17 protein-coding genes are annotated in these 19051 nt (G+C 62.2%); 10 read left to right on the forward strand and 7 right to left on the reverse strand.

Annotated elements, in window-relative coordinates:
- The coding region (locus tag JF616_15250) for a T9SS type A sorting domain-containing protein (protein MBW8889109.1) at window positions 1–720 on the forward strand (720 nt) is incomplete at its 5' end.
- 124 nt (window positions 721–844) lie between these two features.
- Here JF616_15250 and JF616_15255 read toward each other — a convergent pair.
- From JF616_15255 to modA, 4 genes are all read right to left on the reverse strand, one after another.
- The gene (locus tag JF616_15255; protein ID MBW8889110.1) at window positions 845–1720 is read right to left on the reverse strand and encodes an ATP-binding cassette domain-containing protein; all 876 of its coding nucleotides are present in this window, start codon (window positions 1718–1720) and stop codon (window positions 845–847) included.
- Window positions 1720–2394 carry a molybdate ABC transporter permease subunit gene (gene modB, locus JF616_15260; protein ID MBW8889111.1) on the reverse strand — a complete coding sequence of 225 codons (675 nt, stop codon included), beginning with the start codon at window positions 2392–2394 and terminating at the stop codon, window positions 1720–1722. Before modB ends, JF616_15255 begins: the two co-directional genes overlap by 1 nt.
- The gene (locus JF616_15265) at window positions 2381–2794 is read right to left on the reverse strand and encodes a TOBE domain-containing protein (protein ID MBW8889112.1); all 414 of its coding nucleotides are present in this window, start codon (window positions 2792–2794) and stop codon (window positions 2381–2383) included. The genes modB and JF616_15265 overlap by 14 nt, the downstream gene beginning before the upstream one ends.
- 115 nt (window positions 2795–2909) lie before the next feature.
- Complete coding sequence (modA, locus tag JF616_15270; protein ID MBW8889113.1) at window positions 2910–3683, reverse strand: molybdate ABC transporter substrate-binding protein; 774 nt, start codon at window positions 3681–3683, stop codon at window positions 2910–2912.
- 155 nt (window positions 3684–3838) lie between these two features.
- Here modA and JF616_15275 point away from each other — a divergent pair, with 155 nt between their 5' ends.
- The 5 genes from JF616_15275 to JF616_15295 all read left to right on the forward strand — a co-directional run bounded on the left by JF616_15275 (window position 3839) and on the right by JF616_15295 (window position 8818).
- Entirely contained in the window at window positions 3839–4348 is a 510-nt protein-coding gene (locus JF616_15275; protein MBW8889114.1) for a gluconokinase, read from the forward strand.
- A 2-nt stretch (window positions 4349–4350) separates the two neighbouring features.
- Entirely contained in the window at window positions 4351–4857 is a 507-nt protein-coding gene (locus JF616_15280; protein MBW8889115.1) for a hypothetical protein, read from the forward strand.
- Between the two features lie 90 nt (window positions 4858–4947).
- The gene (locus tag JF616_15285) at window positions 4948–6750 is read left to right on the forward strand and encodes an ABC transporter substrate-binding protein (GenBank protein MBW8889116.1); all 1803 of its coding nucleotides are present in this window, start codon (window positions 4948–4950) and stop codon (window positions 6748–6750) included.
- Window positions 6751–6758: 8 nt separating this feature from the next.
- Window positions 6759–7769 carry an ABC transporter permease subunit gene (locus JF616_15290; protein ID MBW8889117.1) on the forward strand — a complete coding sequence of 337 codons (1011 nt, stop codon included), beginning with the start codon at window positions 6759–6761 and terminating at the stop codon, window positions 7767–7769.
- The gene (locus tag JF616_15295; GenBank protein ID MBW8889118.1) at window positions 7766–8818 is read left to right on the forward strand and encodes an ABC transporter permease subunit; all 1053 of its coding nucleotides are present in this window, start codon (window positions 7766–7768) and stop codon (window positions 8816–8818) included. Before JF616_15290 ends, JF616_15295 begins: the two co-directional genes overlap by 4 nt.
- 74 nt (window positions 8819–8892) lie before the next feature.
- On the opposite strand, the gene JF616_15300 is transcribed toward JF616_15295, so the two are convergent.
- Window positions 8893–10929 carry a VWA domain-containing protein gene (locus tag JF616_15300; GenBank protein MBW8889119.1) on the reverse strand — a complete coding sequence of 679 codons (2037 nt, stop codon included), beginning with the start codon at window positions 10927–10929 and terminating at the stop codon, window positions 8893–8895.
- Window positions 10930–11112: 183 nt separating this feature from the next.
- Here JF616_15300 and JF616_15305 point away from each other — a divergent pair, with 183 nt between their 5' ends.
- Together JF616_15305 and JF616_15310 are read left to right on the forward strand one after the other, a co-directional pair.
- Entirely contained in the window at window positions 11113–12174 is a 1062-nt protein-coding gene (locus JF616_15305; protein MBW8889120.1) for an ABC transporter ATP-binding protein, read from the forward strand.
- On the forward strand, window positions 12171–13205 hold the full coding sequence (locus tag JF616_15310; GenBank protein ID MBW8889121.1) for an ATP-binding cassette domain-containing protein: 1035 nt from the start codon (window positions 12171–12173) through the stop codon (window positions 13203–13205). Before JF616_15305 ends, JF616_15310 begins: the two co-directional genes overlap by 4 nt.
- Window positions 13206–13760: 555 nt before the next feature.
- On the opposite strand, the gene JF616_15315 is transcribed toward JF616_15310, so the two are convergent.
- Together JF616_15315 and JF616_15320 are read right to left on the reverse strand one after the other, a co-directional pair.
- Entirely contained in the window at window positions 13761–15341 is a 1581-nt protein-coding gene (locus JF616_15315) for a VWA domain-containing protein (protein MBW8889122.1), read from the reverse strand.
- Window positions 15342–16089: 748 nt separating this feature from the next.
- Window positions 16090–17634, reverse strand: coding sequence for an OmpA family protein (locus JF616_15320; GenBank protein ID MBW8889123.1), 1545 nt, complete (start codon window positions 17632–17634; stop codon window positions 16090–16092).
- Between the two features lie 113 nt (window positions 17635–17747).
- Between JF616_15320 and JF616_15325 the strand changes: the two genes are divergently transcribed.
- Together JF616_15325 and JF616_15330 are read left to right on the forward strand one after the other, a co-directional pair.
- Complete coding sequence (locus JF616_15325; protein MBW8889124.1) at window positions 17748–18563, forward strand: fumarylacetoacetate hydrolase family protein; 816 nt, start codon at window positions 17748–17750, stop codon at window positions 18561–18563.
- On the forward strand, window positions 18563–18967 hold the full coding sequence (locus JF616_15330) for a hypothetical protein (protein ID MBW8889125.1): 405 nt from the start codon (window positions 18563–18565) through the stop codon (window positions 18965–18967). The genes JF616_15325 and JF616_15330 overlap by 1 nt, the downstream gene beginning before the upstream one ends.
- Window positions 18968–19051 lie beyond the last annotated feature (84 nt).

Consider the following 19051-nt stretch of genomic DNA (forward strand, 5'->3'; position numbering starts at 1 on the left):
TGCATTTATACGGGCGAATCCTCGCGCACCGACGTGAGCGCGCCGATATTCGTCCCGGCCGCCATGAAAACCCATCCGGTGATGGAAGGGATCAGTTTCAACGGCAAGGACACCACCGTGGTTCAGCAGGGGGAGTTCCATACCTTCCAGAAGCTGATTAACACGGTCCGGCCGGATGCCGAGATTTTGATGCGGATGGACGGTACGAAGTGCACCAAGGGCGGGACCGGAACCAATTGCGGATTGAATTATCCGAATTACAGCACTCCGGGCGGCTATCCTATCGCATGGACCTTCAAGGCCACCAAGGGCACGGTGGGCTATTTCATGGAAGGCCATGACCTGTTCACCATGCAGGCCATGACCCAGGCCGTATGGGACAAGTTCTTCAAGCAATTCATGTATTACATGGCCGGCTATGATAGCACCCTCATAATCCCCGAAGGAGTTCATAAGGGCGGATCGATTCCCCAAGCCATGGAAAAGTCCGGCATCACCTTCCACGACGGACAGGACGCCGGCGTGCTCATCACCCGTTCCGGGAACCACCTGGTCTCCCTGTACGATATGACGGGACGGCAATTGTACCAGGACCATGGGACCCAAGCGCCCATGGACTATGACGTGAATGAGAAGCTGCACGGCGTGCGGCCGGGCATTTACGTGCTGCGGGTGGCGGTGCCTGGCGCGGTGCGGTCCAAGCGTATCTTGATTCGATAGAGAGATTTGGATAGAGGAAATGTAGAGGTCGTCCAACGGGCGGCCTTTAATTATTGGTACGCCCGGCAGGGGGCACCGAATCCAGCCGTGGTTCCGGGAGAGGCAAATTACTCCACCCGGACTTCTAGTCCGTCCGGAACACCATCGGATTGAAAGCCTTCGCCGCCAGGAACACCTTGTCGCCAACCTTCAGCCCTTCCACGTCATCGGGCAGCGCGGTCACCCGCACCACATCTCCTCCTACCAACACGGTCAAGACCCGCACCACGCCCGCCTCTTTGATCTCCAACAGCACCCCGGTCAGGCGAAGCTTGTTGCTGATGCGGCCGGCTCCGAACACCTCGGACGGGGAACCCTGGCGCGCGATGCGGCCGTCTTCCAGGCAATAGACCCGGCCCGCCATGCGGTGCACTTCGGCCACATCGTGGCTGACCAATATGGCGGCTATGGAAAAGCGCCTTTGCAGCGCGAGGATCTCGTCCTGTAGGCGGGCGCGCATGGCCGGGTCCAAGGCGGAGAGGGGCTCATCCAGGAGCAATAAACTTGGTTCTGAAACGAGGGCGCGGGCCAGCGCGACCCGCTGCTTCTGGCCTCCGGAAAGCGTGTCCGGCCGCCGCAGGGCCAGTTCGGTGAGATGCGTGGCCTCCAGGATCGCGTCCACGCGCTCGCCTTGGCCCCGGTCCTGCAATGCGAACTCCAGGTTCCCGCGCACCGTCATGTTGGGGAATAGGGCATAGTCCTGGAAAACCATACCGACCCGGCGCCGTTGCGGGGAAAGGTCGATGCCCGCGGCGGAGTCGTACCAGGTTTCACCGTTCACCTCGATGCGGCCTCCGTCCGGGCGGGTCAGTCCGGCCAGCATGCGCAACAAGGTGGTCTTGCCCGCGCCGGATGGCCCGTACAAGGCGATGAATTCCCCCGGCCCGATATCCATGGCGGTGTCCAGTTCCAGGTCGCCGCGCGCGGTATGCAAGCGCTTGCGTAGAGATAGGCGGATCATTAGAACGGTTTCACCTTCTTGCGGTTGACGGCGAACAGGGTGATGAGGATGGCGAAGGACAAGACGAACAGGATGAGGGCGTGCACGTGGGCGTTCCCGAAGCGCAGGGATTCCACTTCATCGAAGACGGCGATGGAGGCGACCTTGGTGACTCCGGGGATCTTGCCGCCGATCATAAGGACCACCCCGAACTCGCCCATGGTATGCGCAAAGGTGAGGGCGATGCCGCTCAAGAGCGCCGGTTTCAGGTTGGGCAGAGAGACGCGCAGCAAGGTGGTCCAACGCGATTTGCCCAGCACGTAGGCGGCTTCGGTCAGGCTGGGGGGCAGGCCGTCGAAACCGGACAGCAAGGGGTTGACCATGAAGGGCAGGCTGAAAATCACCGAGCCGATCACGAGCCCGGTGAAGGTGAAGGCGATGGAGAGATGGAGCCGGGTTTTGAGGAAATGCCCGAAAGCGTTCTCCGGGCTGAAGGCGACCAGCAGGTAGAAGCCCAGCACCGAAGGCGGCAGCACCAGCGGCATGGAGACCAGGGCATGCAAAGGCAGGCGCCATCGCGCAGGCGCTTGCGCCAACCCCCATGCCAAGGGCACGGCCAGCAGGATAAGGATGGCGCAGGTGGCGGCGGACAGTTTGAGGGTGAGCCAGATCGGCTCCAGGTCAAGGCTGGACATGGCCCTCCGCCAGCCCGACTTCGGTGGCTTTGATCAGGGCGTATACGGCCGCGCCCGGGCTCAGCTCCAGCTCCCGCGCGGCCCGCGTGCTGATGAGGGCGTGCAAACGGGTTTCCGCGAACGCCAAAACCACATGCGCCAATATGCCGCCTTCGGCGAGGGAAACCACTCGGCATGGGAGTCGGTTGCGGATGCTGATGCGGGGCAAGGGCCCCACCGCCAGGGAGACTTCCGATTCCTTGAAGAGGACGGTGATGGGATTGCCGGGCGCGAGGTAAGCCGCGGAGGTGGCGGATTCGAGAACGAGGGAAGTGAGTCGCGTGCCGGCTACGTCGATGCCGACCAGGGAGAATTCCCCTTCGCTTTCGAGTTCCAATACGGTTCCGAATAATCGATTCATCGTCCGCGGCCTTGCTACTTCGCGCCCATGATGTTAGGGACTCCAAGCCAGGAGGAAAGCTAACAATAGCCCGCATCCGCCTGGCTGGCGGGGCTGCAGGGCGTGGAACGGGGCTTCAGGGTAGTAGGTAGCCGTATTTGGCCAGGATGATCCTGGCTGGGGCGGAGTACAGGTATTCCAGGAACTTGGCCGACGGGCCGGGATTGTTCTCGGCGCCGTACTTGCAGATGACCGCGCCTTGCGCGATGGGATCGTAGGCCGTGCTATCCACATCGGCCCACTTGCCCTTGCCGCGCATATCCGCCGCGAGGACAACCGATTTGGCCGTAATGCCGATATCCGCCGTGCCCAGCAGGACGTATTGGTTCACTTGGGAAATGCTTTCCCCGAAGACCAGCTTCTTCTTAACGCGGTCATAATAACCGGACTTCTTGAGCGCCTTGACGGCTTCGCGGCCGTAGGGGGCCCGCTCCGAATCGGCCAGGGCGATCTTTTCCACGCCCGCTTCGGCCAGCAGGGAAAGGCCCTTGGAAGGATCCGAATCCCGCATCGTCCACAAGACCAATTTCCCGTAGGCATAGGGCTTCGGCTTAGCCGAGGCATAACCCCATTTCGCCAGGGAGTCGGGGAAATCCATATCGGCGGAGATGAAGACGTCGAAGGGGGCGCCGTTCTTGATCTGGGCCGCGAGCTTGCCGGAAGAGCCGTAGACGGTTTTGACTTCGACGCCGGCCGACTTCTTGAAATCCGCCTTCAACTCTTCCATGGCGAATTGCACGTTGGCCGCCACGGCGGCGGTAAATTGAGGCGCATCCTTGCCCCAGACCGGGCGGAGCGCGGAAGAAAGGGAAAATAAAATGAACAGGAATATTGGTTGATATTTTCGCATGGTCGGGAAAGATTTTTTCCGAGCCGTCTTCTGCGGCGATTGCCGGGAGGAGGTCGCCTCGCCCCGGTCCCCGCCGAGTCCGGCTCTGAGCCCGGAATCCCTTTCCGGATCCGCGTCGGAAAACATATATTTTCCTTCCGGCTGAACGGCCTCCCATGAACTCGGATAAACGCTCCCAAGGCATACTCATCCTGATGGGGGTTTCCGGCTCCGGCAAGACCACCGTGGGAAAACTGCTATCCGCCAAGCTGGGCTGGCCCTTCTACGATGCCGACGATTTCCAGCCCAAGGACAACCTGGCAGAGATGGCCCAGGGATTGCCCCTCAATGATCGGGACCGGCGACCCTGGCTATTGGCCATCCACGATTTGCTGGTTGGCCTGGCCGCGCGGCGCGGCAAGGCGATCATCGCCTGCTCCGCGCTCAAGCGGGATTACCGGGATCTGCTCTGCGCGGGAGTCGGCGGCGCCCGCTTCGTGTACCTGAAGGGCGAATTCGCCATCTTGCGCGAACGTCTGGAGCGGAGGCAGGGCCATTTTTTCAAGGCGGCCTTGCTGGGCAGCCAATTCGAACTCATCGAGGAGCCGGAGGATGCGCTGGTGGTGAACGTGGACAATCCTCCGGAGGCGGTTATGGAAAGTATATTGACGGGCCTAGGACTATGAAAATGAAAATACGACCGTTCTTCGCCATGCTCTGCGCCATCCTGGCCACGGGATGCGCCTCCATCAAGTATCGGAACGCTCCCGTCGTGGAAGCGCGCGGATCCGTCTACGTCGCGCCCCTGGTCGTGCCCGCCGCCGTGGATTCCTTGCTGGCCCCGCTCGGATGGACCCAGGGCCGTTTCGCGACCGAGCTCGCCAAGGAGATCCGCTTCCAGCTCAACCGCAAAGGCGTGGCCACGCCGCAGGACTCGACCGGCGTAACCTCCCGCCTGGAGATCCAGGTGGATCATTATGATCCGACGGATTTCGCCATCAAGGGGCATCTGACCACGCCCGCCGGCGCGCGGGACATCGAGTTCAAGAAGCAGAGCGGGGCCGCGGAACGCGAGGATCCCACCATCGACAATATCCGCCTCATGGCCGAGAACCTGTCGGAGAAGGCCCGCACCGATCCGAGCCATCGCAGGACCAATACCCAAGCTCCCGTGCTGATGTTGATCCCCCTTTGATGCGCGCGGCGGATCGCGGATTATGCTAATTTTTACCCGCAAACGGGGCGTTTCGCGGGTAGACGGCGGATATATAGCGGGAGGGCAGGGATGATGGGACGGGTCTCAGCTTACTTGATCACGACCTTCGCGTTGGCTCTCCTCACAAGCGGCTGCCGCAAGACCGATCAGGCCGGTGGCAATCGCGAAGGCGGCCGGCCCCAAGTCGAGGACAAGGCCGTCGCGGTCGATTCCGCGGGCGAGGCCGACCCCATCGCCAACCCGGCCGCCGTGAAGGGCGGGTCCTACGCCACCTGGCAGGGCGGTTTCCCGAAATCCCTCAACTACTGGTTGGAGAATTCCACCGCGGCCCAGGAAATCAGCGGCATGCTTTTCGAGCCGCTGATCGATATGCATTCCACGCAGGACAAGCCCATCCCCGAATTGGCCGACTCCTGGACCATTTCCGACGACAAGAAGACCTTCACGGTGCACATCGATCCGCGGGCGCGCTGGAGCGACGGCCATCCGGTCACCGCCGAGGACGTCCGCTTCTATTGGGACGTCATCATGAATCCCAAGAACCTGACCTCGATGTACCGCATCGGCATGGGCCGTTTCGATCGGCCCGAGCTGAAGGACAGCCTCACCTTGGTGTTCCATGCCAAGAACGTGCACTGGGGGAACTTCTGGGAAATCGCGGCCATGGTGGCATTCCCCAAGCATCTCTGGGAGAAGGTGGATTTCAACGAGCAGAACTTCGAGTTCCCGGTGGTGTACGGCCCTTATCGCCTCTACGAGGTGAAGAAGGAACGTTCGGTGGTTTTGCAACGCCGCAACGATTGGTGGGGCCTGGCCCGCAAATGGAACCAGCACAAGTACAACTTCGACTACCTGAAGTACGTCTACATCGAGGATCAGATCAAGACCCTGGAAGCTTTCAAGAAGGGGGACATCGACGTATACCCCATCTACACCGCGGCCATATGGGCCGAGAAGACGAAGTTCGACCAGGTGCAGAAGGGATGGATCGCGCGCCAGCGCGTCTATAACCGCGAGCCGAAGGCCTTTCAGGGTATCGCACTCAACATGCGGCGGCCGCAATTCCAGGACGTGCGCGTGCGCGAGGCGCTGGCCCGGCTCATCAACCGCAACCTGATGAATGAGAAGCTGATGTTCAACGAGTACTTCATGTTGAACAGCTATTTCCCTAGCCTTTATCCCGACAATAAGAATCCGCATTTCCCCATGCTGGAGTACGATCCCGCCAAGGCGCGCGCGCTATTGACCGCCGCGGGCTGGAAGCCGGGAGCGGACGGCATCCTGAAAAAAGACGGCAAGCCTTTCACGGCGGTGCTCTTGACCAGCAGCCCCGATATGCGCCATCTGAACGTGTACGTCGAGGATCTGAAGGCGGTGGGCGTGGACGCGAAAATCGACCAGGTTTCCTATTCGAGCTTGGTGAAGCGCATGGACCATCAGGATTTCGATATGTACTGGGCGGCCTTCGCCTACGATCGCCTTATCGATCCGGAAGCGGCATGGGGTTCGAAGAGCGTCGACGAAGTGGCGAGCAACAATTATCCCGGCGTGAAGGACAAGGCTATCGACAGCCTGATCGAATTGCAGAAAGGCGAATTCGACATGGAGAAGCAACACGCCATCCTGCGGCAAATCGACGACCGCCTGCTCCGCATCATGCCTTACGCCCTCCTGTGGCAGGCCGATCATACCCGTCTGCTCTATTGGCGCCGCTTCGGCACCCCCAAGTACGTCCTCGATAAGTACCATCGCGAGAATTCCATCCCGGAATACTGGTGGAGCGATCCGGCCCAGTCCAAGGCCTTGGACGAAGCCATGGCCGGGGGGAAATCCCTGCCGCCCGCGGAAACCGACATCCACTACCAGGAATAGGGCACGGCTTGAAAGCCTACCTGATCCGCCGCATCCTGCTGATGATCCCGACCTTGTTCGGGATCAGCCTGGTATGCTTTACCCTCATCCAGTTCGTTCCGGGCGGCCCGGTGGAAGAGCTCATCTCGCGCATGCGCCAGGTCTCCTCCCAGCGCGGCATGTCGTCGAAGTCCATTTCCCCGCAGGAGGTGGAAAACATCAAGGCCTACTTCGGCTTCGATAAGCCGCCCGCGGTCCGCTACGTGAAATGGATGGGCAACGTGGCGCGCGGCGATCTGGGCCGATCGTATACCTACCATGAGCCGGTCCTGAAACTGATCTTCTCCAAGATGCCCATCTCCCTTTTCTTCGGGCTCACCTCCTTCCTCCTGTCCTACATCGTGTGCGTGCCTTTGGGGATGGCCAAAGCCATGAAGCACAATTCCTGGTTCGATATGATTTCCAGCGTACTCATCTTTTCCGGCTACGTGATGCCGGGATACGCCCTGGGCATCGTGCTGATCATATTCCTGGGGGGCGGCAGCTACCTGAACCTGTTCCCCATCTCGGGCGTGATCTCGGACGAGTTCGAATCGTTGAGTCTGCTGGGGAAGAGCTTGGACTTCATGCACCATATGGTGCTGCCCATGGTCTGCTATATGATCGGCGAATTCGCCTTCCTGACCATGCTGATGAAGAACAGCCTGCTGGACGAGGTGGGGAAGGATTACATGCGCACGGCCCTGGTGAAAGGGTCCACCTTTCCCCAGGCGGTGCGGCGGCATGCCTTGCGCAACGCGCTCATTCCCATCGCCACGCGGGCCAGCGAAATCTTCACCCTCATGTTCGCCGGTTCCATCCTCATCGAACGCGTGTTCGATATCGACGGTATGGGCCTGTTGGTGTTCAATTCCACCGTCAACCGCGACTACAACGTGGTGCTGGGGGTGATCTTGCTTTCCAGCGTCATGACCCTGTTGGGCCGGCTCTTCGCGGACATCCTCTACGTGATCGTCGATCCCCGGATCCGCTTCCAATGATCGTGCGGCGGCGCGCCTTCTTTTCGGAATTGACCCTGGAGCGCCTGCGCCGCTTCCGCCGCATCCGCCGCGCTTGGGTCTCCCTGCTGATCCTGGGCGGCGCTTTCCTGATTTCGCTTTTCTCCGAATTCATCGCCAACGACAAACCGCTCTGGCTACGCTACCAGGGCCATACCTATCTTCCCATCGTCCATTTCTATCCTGGCACCTTGTTCGGAGGGCCTTACTCCACCGAGCCCGATTACTTGAAACTGAAGGACGATCCGGCATTCGCAACGGCGGGCGGCTCCATGGTTTTCCCCGTCATCCCCTATGGGCCCTTGCGCGCCAACCTGGACATGGAAGGCACCCCGCCGCATCCGCCTTCGCGCCGGCACTGGCTCGGCACGGACAATACCGCCCGCGACGTGCTGGCGCGCCTCATCTACGGGTTCCGCATCTGCATGATGTTCGGACTGTGCCTGGCCCTATCCGATGCGGTCCTCGGCATCCTGATCGGCGGCATCCAAGGCTATCTCGGCGGCAAGGTTGATCTCGGCGTGCAACGCCTGATCGAAATCTGGAGCGCCTTGCCTTTCCTCTACGTGGTCATCCTGCTGGGATCGATCTATGGCCAGGGATTCTGGATCCTGCTGCTCGTGCTGGCCCTGTTCGAATGGATCAGCTTGTCGTACTACATGCGCGGCGAGTTCTACCGATTGAAAGGGATGAATTACGTGAAGGCGGCGAAGGCCTCCGGCTTCGGCCCGGGGCGCATCTTCTTCAAGGAGATCCTCCCCAACGCCCTCACCCCGGTCATCACCATCCTCCCCTTCACCGTGGTCAGCGGCATCGGATCCTTGACGGCCCTCGACTTCCTCGGCTTCGGCTTGCCGCCCCCTACGCCTTCCTGGGGCGAAATGCTGACCCAGGGACTGCAAAACCTGCAGGCCCCCTGGATCGCCGTCTCCAGCGTGGCGGCGTTGTTCGCCACCCTACTGTTGGCGACCTTCATCGGCGAAGGCGTGCGGGAAGCGTTCGATCCCAAGGCGTTCTCCCGCATCGAGTGATGGGTAACCCGAGGGTTACCTCCAATGGATTCCCCTCTGTTCGCCTTCGGGTTAACCGGGGGGTTACGGGGACCTCAGGATCCCCACCCGGCGGTATTCCGTCGTCTCCGCGTTATCCCGGCGACGCCGGGAACGGGCAGAAGACGCACCGTGGTCTTGACGATGTAAGCGCCGGTCGCGACCGGGTTTCCCGCCTGGCTGCGGCCATCCCAGAGCACGCGCAGAAGCCGGGTGTGCCCGGCCGGCCCGGCGGAGAGCTTTTCGAATTCGCCTTGGGTCACGGCGAACTCCAGCCGGTCCACGAAAGTCCCCAGGTTGGAAAACACGTTCATATCGACGGAGAAGGCGCGGGAAGCGGTGACGGTCAGGCTCGCGTAGCGCTCGGTCTCTTGCGCGGACGGGGCGGGATCGAGCCGCCATTGATCGCCGGGCCCCCGCGGCGCCGGCCGGAACGCCTGCGGAGCCACCAGTACGAAGGCGGGCCCCCTGGGATCGGGCGGGCGGAAGAAAGGCCGCACCAGGCCGTTCTCATGGGCCACCTTCAGAAGCGAGGGGGCGCCGAAGTAGGGATAGGCCCGCCGCACGCGGTCCAAGGGGTTCTCCGGATTCACGAACTCTACGATGATGCTGTCGGAAGGCGTGTTCTGCAAGCGTCCGTCCCCGGGCACCGGAGCGGCGCTTTCCTCCCGGTCGAAGACGCCGGCCAGGTAACCCGAGGCCGCGCTCAAGGTCAGGCTTTCGCTATCATGGAAGCGGCTCGCCGATACCTTGAGGCCGCAACCCTTGCAGTCCAGGCTTTCGGGCGGGGTAAGGCGCGCTTCCAAGCGGATATCGTCCACGGTGACGGCGGTGATGGGTTGCCCGTCGCGATACAGCCCTACTTGGGCTTGATCGCGGCAGGATCCCCCGAGGCCCGCCGGTATCGGGCCCGCCGCGCGTACGATGGTGAGGGGGTAGGGTACGATTACCTCCTTCGCGGTGGCGCCGCCATTGCTACTGTCGATATAGGTGTAAGCGTAATCCAGGACCATCCGCGTGGTGTCGGCTTGCAGGTTCAGACGGTGCGTGAACACGAATCCCTTGTCGTCCCGCGCGGCGGCGTGGAAGGTGGAATCGCCGCTGGCGAGAACCAAATCTTTCGGCTTCGCCGGCACCGAGAGGACGTTCCCCACCACGTTGTTCCGCAGAACCTCCTCCAATTGCGTCCCGGGTTGGTTCACCGCCCAGTATCCGCTTTTCGAATTCGCGCTGCTGTACCCGTTGGCGCGTATGTTCGCCGTCATTTGCACGATGGTGGCGGGCGCCACCGGGCGGATGTCCTGGGTATCGAAGAAGACCGTGAAGGTGGCGGGGACCCCGGCGCCGGCGGTGAATTCGTCCACGCTCGCCTCCCGGCCGTAATCCGGCGTGGAGGGCGCGCCATCGGAAAGGAAGACGATGAAGCGCTCCGCGGAATCGGATTTGGAATCGCGCATCGCCTCCTTGGCGGCCAGGAATCCCAGGGAGATATCCGTGCCGTTGCGGGTGTCCAGGCGGTTCATCACCGGATTGGCGCGCGAGGCCGGCAATCGGGTCGCGTAGATGAGGTTCCCCTCCGAGTCATGCTTGAGCAGGGACTTCAAGGTATCCAACCCGGTGCGCCCGTTCGCGAAGGCCTTGTCGAGCGGGGTGAGAGGCGCGAAGGAATCGTGCTGGGAGGTGTCCCGCGGGAAGGCGGTGCGGAAGAATGCGTTCTCCCGATGATCGAAGGAAAGCCGCCGCGTGAAGACCACCAGGCCCACCGCGGCGGAGGGTTCCGCGTTGCGGATGTCGTCGAGCAGGGAGGCGACCACGTTGAAGCGGGCTGCCGTGGGATCGTTCTCGTTCATGCTGCCCGAATTGTCGATGACGAAGACGATGGAGGGAGGCTTGGGGTTGCCGCCGGCGAGACGGATGAACTCGTCGCAATGGGGCACGCGCAGGTCGAGGCGGATGTATTCGGGAGGGACCTTGATGACGCCGCCGGCCAAGGCGCGCGGGCAACCGTCGAAAGCCAGATCGCAAACCTGGCCGGAATGGGCGACTGACGCCAGGGCCATCATGACCGCCAATGCCCTGCTACGCCGTTTCACATCCAATCCTTTCAGGTGCCCTTGAATATACGGGCAAGGGCCTGCAATCGCTGGGGAAATCAGGTTATCCGGACGCCTCGCAAACCCACCCGCCACACTTTCCCAAAGCGGCTCCTGGGAGAATCCTGGGCGGGTCCGCGCGAGGAAGCGGCCCCGGCATGGCCGGATTAGTAAATTACCGGAATGGAGAACCCATCCCCTCCGCTGCTGGACGTCCAAAACCTGTCCATCGGCTTCGACGGGGACGCGGCCGCCGTCGCCATTACCGACCAGGTTTCTTTCCGCATCCGCGCCGGCGAATGCTACGGCCTGGTGGGGGAATCCGGTTGCGGCAAATCCGTCACCTGCCTGTCCTTATTGAAACTTCTGCCTTCCCCCGGCGGGCGGGTCCTCTCCGGCCGCGTCCTGTTCCAGGGCCGGGATATGCTGACCATGCCCAAGGAGGAGTTGCGCAGTTTGAGGGGCGGGGCCATCGCGATGATCTTCCAGGAGCCCGGAGCGGCCTTGAATCCGCTCTGGCCCATCCGCCGGCAACTGCTGGAGCCGTTCCACTTCCATTCCTTCCAGGGCGATCCCGAAAAGCGCATCCGCGGCCTGCTCGATCGCGTCGGCATCGCCGATCCGGACCGGGTGCTGGCGGCCTATCCCCATCAGTTGTCGGGCGGCATGCTGCAACGGGTGATGATCGCCATGGCCCTGTGCCTCAACCCTTCCCTGCTCATCGCCGACGAGCCCACCACGGCGCTGGACGTAACCGTGCAGGCGCAGATCATGGAATTGATCGAGGAGTTGCGCCGCGAATCGGGGATGGCCGTGCTGATGGTGACGCATAACCTGAATCTGGTCGCCCAGTACGCCGATCGCGTGGGGGTGATGTACGCGGGACGCATCGTGGAGGAAAGCCCGGTGGGCGATTTCTTGCGGCGTCCCTTGCACCCTTACGCCGAGGGCCTGCTGGGCGCCTTGCCGAAGCTGGGCGCCAGCGGCCGCGAGACCATGCGGCCCATTCCCGGGCAGGTGCCGCGCCCCGCCGATTACCTGCCGGGCTGCCGTTTCCGCGATCGTTGCCCCCGTGCCTTCGATCGCTGCCCGGCCAAGCCCGACTTGTTCCCCGCCGGCGAAGGCCATACGGTAGCCTGTTTCCTGTATGAACCGGGCGGACCAAACGAACCGGGTCGGGGAAAAGCGGGCGCGGGCAACCGCGGCCCCGATTCCGTCCCGGGCCCCGTGGAGGCCGCCCGATGACCGCCCCCGCGTCCGCTGCTTCCGGAGAGGGTAACGCAGCGGTTACTGCCTCCGCCGCGCCCCTGCTCGCCGTCCGCAATTTGAAGGCCTGGTTCCCGGTGACCGGCGGGGTGCTGAAGAAGACCGTAGGCCACGTGAAGGCAGTCAACGACGTGAGTTTTTCCATGCATGCCGGCGAAGTGCTGGCGGTGGTGGGCGAATCGGGATGCGGGAAAAGCACCTTGGGCTATTCGGTTCTGGGCCTGGTCGCGCCCACCGGCGGGGAATTGGAGCTGAACGGGAACCGCATCGATATCAAGCGGCCGTCGGCTTGGAATCCCTACCGCAAGGACTTCCAAATCATCTTCCAGGATCCCTATACTTCGCTCAACCCGCGGCATACCCTTTTCGAAATCCTGGCCGAGCCCATGCGGGTGCATGCCATCGCGCCCGAGCGCGAACTACACGATCGCGTCGCCGGCCTTCTGGCCAAGGTGGGCCTTTCGCCCGACTACATGCATCGTTTCCCGCACGCCTTCTCCGGCGGGCAGCGGCAACGCATCGGCATTGCCCGCGCCCTGGCCTTGAGTCCCAAGCTCATCGTCTGCGACGAGGTAGTGGCGGCCCTGGACGTTTCCGTGCAGGCCCAAATCATCAACTTGTTGATGGATCTGAAAAGCGAGTTCGGCCTGTCCCTGCTCTTCATCTCCCATGATCTTTCCCTGGTGAAAGCGATCAGCGACAAGGTGCTGGTGATGTACCTGGGGAAGATCGCGGAGGAAGCCGCCGCGGCCGATCTTTTCGCGGCCCCGCGCCATCCCTATACGGCCGCCTTGCTGGAATCGATCCCGACCCTGGACCGCTCGCGAAGGCCGAAACTATTGGGCGGCGAAATCCCCTCTCCGGTCAATTTGCCGCCGGGATGTTCCTTCGCGGGCCGTTGCCCCAAGGTCCAAGATCGCTGCCGCCGCGAGACGCCAGCGCTGTATCCGGCGGGCGCAAGCCGGGCGGCCTGTTTTTATCCGAATGGATTACCGGAAGCGGGCGTTTAGGTTTAGTTCGTACAGGATTTCCATCGCGGGAAATTCATTACCCAACGAACGCAAGCGTTTGGGGCGGATGCTGGTTGAAAAACAAGCGCGGAGGTTTAGCAAGAAATGATTAATCCTGGTATCAGGTTGATTCCATTATTAATCATGACTTCCTTGTTCAGCGCATGCGGGGTTATAGGAAATTCATGGAGCCCTTTTCGGGCAAAGGAGGTTTTGCAGATCCGTGTCGACTTGGCGGATACCAATGTCATAACTGTCCAGTTAAATAAAATCAAAAACATCGATAGGGTAAGCTCGAATGGCGGAAATATGGTTACCGCTGCTATAGCTGATCCGTCCTTGTTGCAAGCCGACCCCGAGAAGTCATTATTGAGGCGAGAATTGCGCGAAAGGTTTAACCAAACAAAGCTTTTCCATACCGGAGAGATTAGGCTTAAAATCGATTTTGCTGATGGTAGTGATTTAGATAAGTGTCGGATAGGATAACCGAACAGATCAAGGCGATGGCGGAGGAGGGGCTCAACGCCTCCGTGAACCCTTCCCAAGCCCGCAGTCTTACCGGATATACCCGAACCGATTCGTAAACGTCTTCGTCGCCGCCGTCACCCGCGCCGGCCGCCCCACATCCTGGCGCACGTCCACGTGGGTAGTGATGGTGGCCCGCAGGATGTAAACCCCCGTGCCGAAGCGATGGCCCTCCTTCGAGACCGGCAGGATGCTGAAGGCGCAGGCCAGGGAGTCCGCGCCGCCGCGTAGTTGTTCCCACTTCAAGGAATCCACCGCCCCCTCCTTGGAATTCAGGAATTGGCCCAGGCCATCGTAGATGGAAATGGAGTAGGAGAAAGGCGCGGCGGTCTTGAACACGAAGGTGGGCGTGTGGTTCGGGTCCAGGATTTCCCCGCTGATCTTATTGGGATTGTTCAAGTCCCCCTTGCTGGTGAGGACGGCGGAACCGCCTTTCTGCACCAGGGTCACGCCGCCGCGGATGACCACCGGATCGGTCACCACAGGCAGGTCCACTCCATGCGGGGCGTCCACGGCGCGAATGACGTCGATAAAGCCCTGGGTGGTCGAGATGCTCTTGCCCGGCAGGCGGTAGGTGGCGATCTCGCGCGGGTCGCGCGGATGCTGCCAAGTGAGGGTAACGGAGCCTCCCGGGCCGGGAGCGGCATCCAGGGTATTATCGCCTTTGGTGGCGGTCGCGGCCGAACCGTTCAAGGGATAATTGTTCTTCAGATTCACGGTGGTGCCGCCGGCCGCGGAGGCCTCGGGCAGGATGATATGTTCCTCATCGCCCCAACCGGGCCGGGTGGTATCGCTGGAGGTAGCGGTCACGATCACTTGCTTCAGATCGGAAGTGGCTCGCGTGAGGCGCACGTTATACTGCGTCGTCGCGGCGGTATAGGCGGAGTCCACGCCGCCGGCCTTGTTCAACAGGGTCAAGGTGGGCATGGCGTAACAGGAAAGGCTCTGGCCGGATGCGGCTGCGACGGGCCCGTCGGCCTGGACCTTTACGGTGTAATTGCGGACGTCGTTGTCGGACATGGTGACCTTCACCGTCAAGACGTTGGCGCCCTTGTTGAGGGCCAGAATGCTATCCATCACCGGGGTGATGCTGCTGTCGGCATTGCGGTTCATCCCGGTGGAGCGGCTCACCTGGGGCGGGGCGAGGGAGGTGTTGGTGACTTCGATGGAGCGGGGTATGGTGGGCACGGTAATAGCCTGGATGATCTGCTGCATCACCACGTTCATACGGACAAGATCTTTGGGAGAGACGCGGTAGAAGACGCCTCCGGTCTGGGTGGACATATCCTGCATGCGGGTGAACGGCGCGGTGGAATCCCCCAAGGCGATGGTGTAGATGGGGATGTCTTTGTTGGCGTTGATCCAGGTCGTGACCGCATTGGCGTCATTGGGCTGCCCGTCCGAGATGAAGACGATGGCCTGCTTGGCGGTATTGGTGAGCGAGGTATCCCGCAACCATTTGGCCGCCAACTTCAGGGGGGGACCGTACTGGGTATCGGGGATCGAATCGATTTGCAGGGATGCCTTGATCAAGGCCGGATTGCCGGCTACGGACAGGAGAAGGGGCGGGCGGACGTGGCCCGTATCGGCCGCGAAGGCGATGGATCCCACGGTGGAATTCGGGGAATTGTTCGTCAAGTAGTCGATGGCTTGGGAGATGACGCTGGTCCGCGCGAAGTAAAGAGGTATCCCCCTTGGCGGCGTTGATCTTGGCCCAATGCGACCACATGCTGCCGCTATTGTCGTAGATGAAGACGATGTCCGCACCCGCGGGCTTGCTCACCTCGAAGGCGTTCTTGCAAAGCTTGAACCCGTCGACGGAAATGCGGGTGGCGTTATTAGCGGTGACGATGGGCGCCCCGCCGTTCTGGAGGGCCACCAAGTCGAGGCAAGCCGACCCCGCGGCGGCCCCGGGAGTGGAGGTCAGCTGCAAGTCGCAACGCAGCGGCGCCTGGGCGGCGGCCGGGCCGAAGGCGAACAGGGCCGCGCAGGCGGCGGCCGGGGAAATCCACGCTGCCGAGAGGAAACGAATCCGGAAACCGTTATCCGTGCAGGCCATGGCGATACCTCTGGTTGGTGAAATCAATCCATTTCCCGTCCCAAGAACCCATGCGGGCCCCAAACCAAGTCGAACAGGACTGCCGATCGTCCATCGGCATTGAGCCCCCGTCGGGAACTCTTACGGATAGGAAGTTAAATCAGGGGCCGAACCAGCGCATCAAGATTCTCCACGCAATCCCGATGCTAGATGCGCTTTTGCGTACCGTTCGGAACAATCGGCCCGTCAAACCGGCGTTCCGCGCCAGACCGCCGATTTCAGTAGTGGTAAATCGGCCGATTCCGCCTAGTAACTTCCGCGCTACTCGTATTCCTTGAGCGCATCCTTGTTGAGGACGGTAATCTCGACGCGCCGGTTGATTTGCCGGCCGTCGGCGGTCTTATTGCTCGTTTTCGGCTGGCTGCTTCCGTACCCATGGGCCGTGAGATGGCCGTTCAGGTCCGGATAGCCCGCGGTCAGGTATAGCCGCACGGCATCGGCGCGGTCCTGGCTCAGCTTCATGTTGGCGGCCGCCCCGCCCACGTTGTCGGTATGGCCGGCGATCTCCATCTGCAGCTTGGGGTACTTCGCGAGCATCTTGCCCACCAGGTTCAAGTAAGGCTTGGAGTTGATGGAGATCACAGCCCGGCCGGTCTCGAAGTAGAGGGCTTCGAGATTGAGCACGCCGGTGCGCAGGAATTCCTTCTCCCAATCGGTGCGATGGCTGCGCTCTTCTTCCAGGCGCCGTTGCGCGTCGAGCAAGGCGAGGGAATCCTGCTTGGCCTTGACGGCCAGGGAATCGGCCCGGCGCTTGGCGACCGCGTTGCTGTCCGCCTGGGCCAGGGAATCCTCGCGGGCCTTGCGGGTGAGGCTGTCCGCCAGGGCCTGGGAGCGGCGGGCCTGGTCTTCCAGGCGGGCGCGTGCGAGGGAGTCCTCGCGGGCTTTGGCCGCGTCGCGGGCACGGCCGGGATAGGGATTGTAGGACCAGGTCAGGGCGCCGAACATGCGCCAGGGTTCCAGGGCCCGGTCGGGAGTGGGGCGCGACTGCGACATGCTGATCTCGGATCCCACTTGCAGATTCAGATGATTGGGCGCGCTCCGGAATTCGAAGGACGGGGCGAACCAGAAGGGGTCGCTGCCGGTATAATCCTTGAGGACGGAGCGGGAATGGAATTCGGCCCCGAGCACGAAGGACGGGGCGGGGGCGAACTCCACCCCGATCCCTTGCAGCAAGAGCGACTCCTTGCCGGATTGCAGCGAAGCCACCACGCCCTCGTTGAAATGCAAGCGGAAGGAGAGCAGGCTTTTCCATACGATGGATTGGGTGAGCTTGAAGGAAAAATCGGTACCGGTGCGGGATTCGAAGTAAGCGTAACCGTCGGCGCGGTTGGAATCGATCTGGGTTCCCGAATTGCCGGACAACACGGCAAGCTGGAAACCCAGCCGCCCCGGGATGCTCTCCGAGAAGGGGATGCTTCCCTGCACGCCGCCCAGCACCGTTCCCAGGCCCGTGCTTTTGCCGGCCGGGACATTGCCAACGTTATAGAGATTCGCGGCGGCGAACACGTCCATGTAGGGATTGGCGCCGAATCCGATCCCGAAAGTGCCCGTGGTGATTTGCGCGTCCTTGGCCGGCGCGCCGGGGAAATCCTTGGCTTGCAGGTAAAGGTTACCGCGCGCCGTAACCGTCAGGCGTCCCTGGCCCATCGGCTCCGCCGATACGATTTGGCCCAAGCCGAGGGTGCCGTTGATGTTGGCCGAGGGCTCCATATCGTCGATGGAGGCCGCTCCCGCCGGAAGCGCGGCTAGGGCGCAAAAAAGTGCGGTGAAAAGCGCGCTGGCGCGGCTCGTGCAGATAGGACGCATGGATGGACCCTTTCCCCGGGATCGCGCCCCAAGGTAACAAAGGGATTCCCGAAAGCCAGGGACTTGTGGAGGGGTTAACCGGGGAGTTTCTCCCTTCTTGCTATTTTAACCTCATGCGCTTGATCCGCTTTCGCTGCGCCGGACGCACTTTGAAGGGCCGCCTCAATTCGGACGGGACGGCTTCGCCCTTGCTCAACTCCGCTCCCGACGATCCCTACTTCCCCCTGGAACTGGCTTTCGGCCCGGAGCGGCTTCCCGTCGAGCGCTTGCTGGCCCCCATCGTACCGGCGGATATCCTCGGCATCGGATTGAACTATCGCGAGCATGCGCGCGAAGGCAAATCGGAAACCCCTCCGGTGCCTTTGCTCTTCATCAAGGCGGGCAACTCCCTGTCGGGTCCGGGGGACGTCATCCCGCTACCGCGCCTTTCGCAGCAGATCGATTACGAAGGCGAACTGGCCGTGGTCATCGGGCGATCGGCCAAGGATGTTCCGCGCGCCAAGGCCTTGGAATACGTGCTCGGCTACACGGTGGCCAACGACGTGACCGCCCGGGATTGGCAGCGGGACAAACAACTGGGCGGCGGCCAATTCGCGCGCGGCAAAAGCTTCGACGGCTTCTGCCCGCTAGGTCCCTGGATCACGACCGCCGACGAGGTTCCCGATCCGGGCGCCCTGTGGATCAAAACCTGGGTGAACGGATCCCTGCGCCAGGATCAAGGCACCGCCGACATGATTTTCGACGTTCCCGCCCTCATCGAATCGCTTTCGTCGACCATGACCCTGCGCCCGGGAGCGGTTATCCTCACGGGAACGCCCGCCGGCGTAGGCTTCGCCCGCACCCCGCCGCTCTGGCTGCAGCCGGGCGATCATGTACGCATCGAGATTTCCGGGATTGGCGTTTTGGAAAATCCCGTGGGGTCGGCCTGATGTTCCTGTTGCATGAACCCCTATGGTGGGTCTTCCTCTCCGGCGCCATCGGATACTTCTGCGGCTGGGGCAAAGGCCGCCCTGGAGCCGGCCTGCTCCTCGGCCTCATCCTCGGCCCCCTGGGTTGCCTTGCCATTATGCTTTTGCCCCCCGCCGCCCGCCGCCCGCGCGCGCCAGGAGGAATTTTCGGAGGGACCTATGCCGGCACCGCTTCCGGGCCTTTCGGCGGTTCCGCCAACGGCCCCTTCACCAGTTCTTCCGCCGGCCCCTTCGACGGCCAATCCCGGCAACGCCCCGAACTAGGCCCGACCTGCCCCCGCTGCCAAAAGCCCGTGGCCCGCAGCGCCCGCGCCTGCCCCCATTGCGGCAACGTACTGATGCCCATCCGCTACGCCGTCGAATAATTTTCCGCTCCGCCTGCCCCGCTTCTCTCCGTCGGCCTTTCCGACACAATTGGGCGCCGCCACGAAGTGGTGCGCCGGGACTCA

The organism is Fibrobacterota bacterium, assembly GCA_019509785.1.
GTDB lineage: Bacteria > Fibrobacterota > Fibrobacteria > UBA11236 > UBA11236 > Chersky-265.